The following is a 4,001-nucleotide window of genomic DNA, read 5'->3' on the forward strand; positions in this document are numbered from 1 at the left end:
GGGGGCAGGGAGCTACACGCAGTGAGCGACCGTGGGGGCCACATTCACCGGGGAATCTGAATCTTCACGGGGCCGGTGTGCGGCGCGGGAAAGTCCTGCAGCGCGGCTTTCAGCAGGGCCGGCAGCACGTGGTCGCTGTCACCCCAGGGGCCGTCATGGCTGGCCCGGGTTTCGTAGACGATGCGCTGGCTGTCCAGATCCCGCACAAGCAGGGACACCGCATAGGCGTAGCGGACGGTGGGTGGCCAGCTGGCCCAGCCCATGCCGATACGGCCCGGACCGACAAAGACGCCGAACTCGCCAAAGGAAGCCGGGCTGTAGGGCGGCAGGCCGGGGTAGCGTCGGCCCCAGTCGTCCACGTAGTAGGTTTCGACGCCAGTGCGCACCTGCACGCTGTAGCGTGGTCGCTGGTCATCGCGCAACAGGCCCACGGCTTGAAGCGCGGTGTCGGTCATGGCTTCGATGGCTTCGGCCCGAGCCGGTTCTTCGGCCTGCGAGGGCAGGCGTTCAAAGCGGTAGCGCGCGCCGGGTCCGAGAGGCGTGGACGTGTGCGGGGGCGGGGTGGATGTGGCTGGTGCATCGACCGGGGGCACGAGGGCGTGCACTTCGGACTCGATGGTTCGCAGCCCGGAGCAGCCCGCGGCCAGCAGCGCGACCAGCGCGGCGCAGGCTAGGGCAGGGAACCGGCGCGGCATGGCACGGTGATCAGAGGGTGACGACCTGGATGCCTGGCAGGGTGCCCGCCGCCCGGGCCGGTTCTGGGAATTCTTCTTCGTCGAAGGCCGTGTCACCGTCGGCATCCGGCACGCCCGTGGTCTGAATGTTCTTGAAGTCGTGCAGCGTGGCGTCCATCAGGTGCGTCGGCACCACGTTCTGGAGCGCGCTGAACATGGTGACCAACCGGCCTGGGTACTTCTTGTCCCACTCGCGCAGCATTTCTCCGACCTGCTTGCGCTGCAAGTGCTCCTGGCTGCCGCACAGCGTGCAGGGGATGATGGGGTATTGGCGATGCGCGGCCCAGCGGATCAGGTCCTTCTCCGCCACGTAGGCCAGGGGACGGATCACGATGAACTCGCCGTTGTCGCTGACCAGCTTGGGTGGCATGCCCTTGAGCTTGCCACCAAAGAACATGTTGAGAAAGAAGGTCTGCAGCATGTCGTCGCGGTGGTGGCCGAGCGCCAGCTTGTTGCACTTCAGTTCGCGCGCCACCCGGTAAAGAATGCCGCGGCGCAGCCGGCTGCACAGGCTGCACATCGTCTTGCCCTCGGGGATGTTCTTCTTGACGATGGAATAGGTGTCCTGCGTCTCGATGTGGAACTCGATGCCGAGCTCCTTCAGGTAGGCGGGCAGGATGTGGTCCGGAAAGCCGGGCTGTTTCTGGTCGAGGTTGACGGCCACCAGGGTGAACTTCACCGGCGCGCGGCTCTGCAGCTTCATGAGGATGTCCAGCATGCCGTAGCTGTCCTTGCCACCGGACATGCAGACCATGACACGGTCGCCTTCCTCGATCATGTTGTAGTCCACGATGGCGCGGCCCACCTCGCGACACAGGCGCTTCTCGAGCTTGTGCGTCTCGCGCTCGATCTTCAGCGCCTTCTCGTGGCTGATCTCGGAGGCGGCGGTATCGGGTTCGGTCCAGGTGGCGGTCATGGGTCTGGGGTGAGCGGGAGCGTCAAAGGGCAGAATTATCCCGTCTGGGCCGTCTTCCTGCCCAGGGCCTCACCATTCCCCTGTTTCCGCCCGGATGGCGACTTCGCAGTCCTGGAAGATCTCCAACTTGACGATTTTCACGCGCACGCCGCGAACGCCGGGCAATTGCAGCAGGCGATGGGCCAGCTTGCCGATCATGCTCTCCAGCAGATTGAGGTGCTCACGCTGGCATTCGTCGATGATGATTTGCCGCACCTTGCGATAGTCCAGCACATGCTTGATGTCGTCGTCGTGCGGTTCCAGCGGTTGCGGTCCGAGGTTGAGTTCGGCGTCCACCTGGATGGGTTGGGGCGTGGTTTTCTCGTGGTCGAGGATGCCTAGGTTGGCGTTGAAGCGCAGGCCAGTGAGGGTGAGGGTTTGGTTGCCTTGTGTCGGCCTGCGGTGGGCGGGTTGGGCCTGGCGCAGGGCAATGCGCTCGACACCCACCGATTCGCTGTCGGGGTACACGTCAGGCTTGCGGGTCGCGACGCGCACCGCGGCAACGCGCGGGTCTTCCAGTAGGCGACGCACGATTTCGTCGCACAAGGTTTCCTGCAATTCGTAGCGCCCCTGGCTGGCGAGGCGGCCGATCAGCTCGCGGATGGGGTCGTAGTCCACCGTGCTGCTCAGCTGGTCCGCGCTGGCTGGGGCATGCGAGAGGGGCACGCAGAGGTCCACGTCGAACAGCACGCGTTGCGCGGCGCGCTTCTCGAAGTCATGCACGCCGATGCGCACGAGTTGTTCATGTCCGCGCAGGGACAGCACGCGGCTGTTCAAGGCCAACGCGGGGTCCAGCGCTGCGAAAGCCAACGTGGCGGAGGAGGGAGTGTTCATGAGGGTCATCGTGGCGTGAGTCCGAGGTCGATCGCGAACATCACGTCGCGCGCCAGCGGCAGGCGATGCTGTCCGTTGTCCACCGGCAGCACGCAGCCATTGAGCGCGGGGTTCTCTGCAAGGTGCAATGCGGCTTGCGCCACATGCTCGGGATTCAGCGGCTGGCGCAAGAGGTTGACACGCCGCGCGCGCTCGAAGTTGTCCTCGGTCTGCGGTCCGCTGACATAGGTCAGGCCCGGCGAGATGCCGCAGACGCGCAAGTGCGGTGCGTAGGCCTGCGCCTGCAGCGCCACCGCGCGCTCCAGGGCCAGCTTGCTCAGGGTGTAGGAAAAATAGTCCGGATTCAAGTTGTGCACTTTCTGATCCAGAACGTGAATGGCACAGCCTGGGGGGCTTGAACGCTGTCGCACTTGTTGGAACAGCGCCTGCGTCAAGAGCAGGGGTGCCATCGTGTTGACGGTGAAGGCGCGCAGCAATTGCTCGGGTGTGAAGTCGGCGCCGCTGTCCGCTTCGAACTCCGAAGCATTGTTGATCACGCAATCCAGGCCGGGTTGAGCAAGTTCCAAGGCCTGGTCCGCGAGGCCCGCCACGGCGGCGGTGTCCGCCAGGTCGGCGCGCAGGATGTGGCAGGCCCCGCCCTGTCTCGTGATCTCGGCCTGGAGTTCGCGCGCTGGTGCATCGGACTGTCGGTAGTGGCAGATCACGCCCCAGCCTTCGCGGGCGAAGGCCAGGCAGAGCACGCGGCCCAGCCGCTGCGCGCCGCCTGTGACCAGCACCCATTTCTTCGGTGTAGAGGAGAAGTTGATCGCCGTTTTTCCGTTCATGGCATCGCTTCGGTGACAATCCGCGCGTGAGCAATACGACGCAGAGTTTAACGACCCATCTGTCTGCGCATCTGGCGCAGGCCTTGGCGGAGTCCGGGGGCTGGCTGGGCTTTGACGACTTCATGTCGCGGGCGCTGTACACGCCCGGCCTGGGCTACTACGCGAACGATCTGCGCAAGCTGGGCCTGATGCCCGGGGCCAGTGGGGGCGGCAGTGATTTCGTGACGGCCCCCGAACTCTCGCCCTTGTTCGGGCAGGCGCTGGCGGCCCAGATCGGCGAAGCGCTCGAGCGCACGGGCACCGACCAGGTTTGGGAGTTTGGTGCGGGCTCTGGCGCGCTGGCTTTGCAACTGCTGCGCGTCCTGCGCGGCAAGGTGCGGCGTTACACCATCGTGGACGTGTCGGGCGCGCTGCGCGCCCGCCAGCAGGAGACCTTGCAAGAATTCGCCGATCAGGCGGACGTGCGCATCGACTGGGCCACAAGCCTGCCCGAGGCCATGCATGGCGTCGTGGTCGGCAACGAGGTGCTGGACGCCATGCCGGTTCAGCTGCTGCTGCGTCAGCGTGGCGTCTGGCACGAACGCGGGGTCTCCGAAGTCCAGGGGCGTTTCGTCTGGGCCGACCGCCCCACGGACCTGCGCCCGCCGGTGGCGG

Annotated in this window: 5 protein-coding genes and 1 pseudogene; 1 reads left to right on the top strand and 5 read right to left on the bottom strand. The window is 65.7% G+C overall.

Annotated elements, in window-relative coordinates; genetic code table 11:
- Positions 1-44: 44 nt before the first annotated feature.
- The 5 genes and pseudogenes from HGR_RS00335 to HGR_RS00350 form a co-directional block, all read right to left on the bottom strand.
- Positions 45-695, bottom strand: coding sequence for a DUF4136 domain-containing protein (locus HGR_RS00335; protein ID WP_006296034.1), 651 nt, complete (start codon positions 693-695; stop codon positions 45-47).
- Positions 696-705: 10 nt separating this feature from the next.
- Entirely contained in the window at positions 706-1,650 is a 945-nt protein-coding gene (gene ttcA, locus HGR_RS00340; protein ID WP_006296035.1) for a tRNA 2-thiocytidine(32) synthetase TtcA, read from the bottom strand.
- Between the two features lie 69 nt (positions 1,651-1,719).
- Positions 1,720-2,115 carry a dihydroneopterin aldolase gene (locus HGR_RS17665; RefSeq protein WP_039851812.1) on the bottom strand — a complete coding sequence of 132 codons (396 nt, stop codon included), beginning with the start codon at positions 2,113-2,115 and terminating at the stop codon, positions 1,720-1,722.
- Positions 2,107-2,523, bottom strand: a pseudogene (locus HGR_RS17670) (dihydroneopterin aldolase); the annotation flags it as partial. The pseudogene HGR_RS17670 and the gene HGR_RS17665, both read right to left, overlap by 9 nt.
- Positions 2,524-2,528: 5 nt before the next feature.
- Positions 2,529-3,347, bottom strand: coding sequence for an SDR family oxidoreductase (locus tag HGR_RS00350; protein WP_050797344.1), 819 nt, complete (start codon positions 3,345-3,347; stop codon positions 2,529-2,531).
- Positions 3,348-3,373: 26 nt separating this feature from the next.
- Between HGR_RS00350 and HGR_RS00355 the strand changes: the two genes are divergently transcribed.
- Positions 3,374-4,001 (top strand): SAM-dependent methyltransferase (locus tag HGR_RS00355; protein WP_039851814.1); only part of this gene is annotated, 628 nt, incomplete at its 3' end.

The sequence above is a fragment of the Hylemonella gracilis ATCC 19624 genome, from assembly GCF_000211835.1.
Lineage (GTDB): Bacteria > Pseudomonadota > Gammaproteobacteria > Burkholderiales > Burkholderiaceae_C > Hylemonella > Hylemonella gracilis.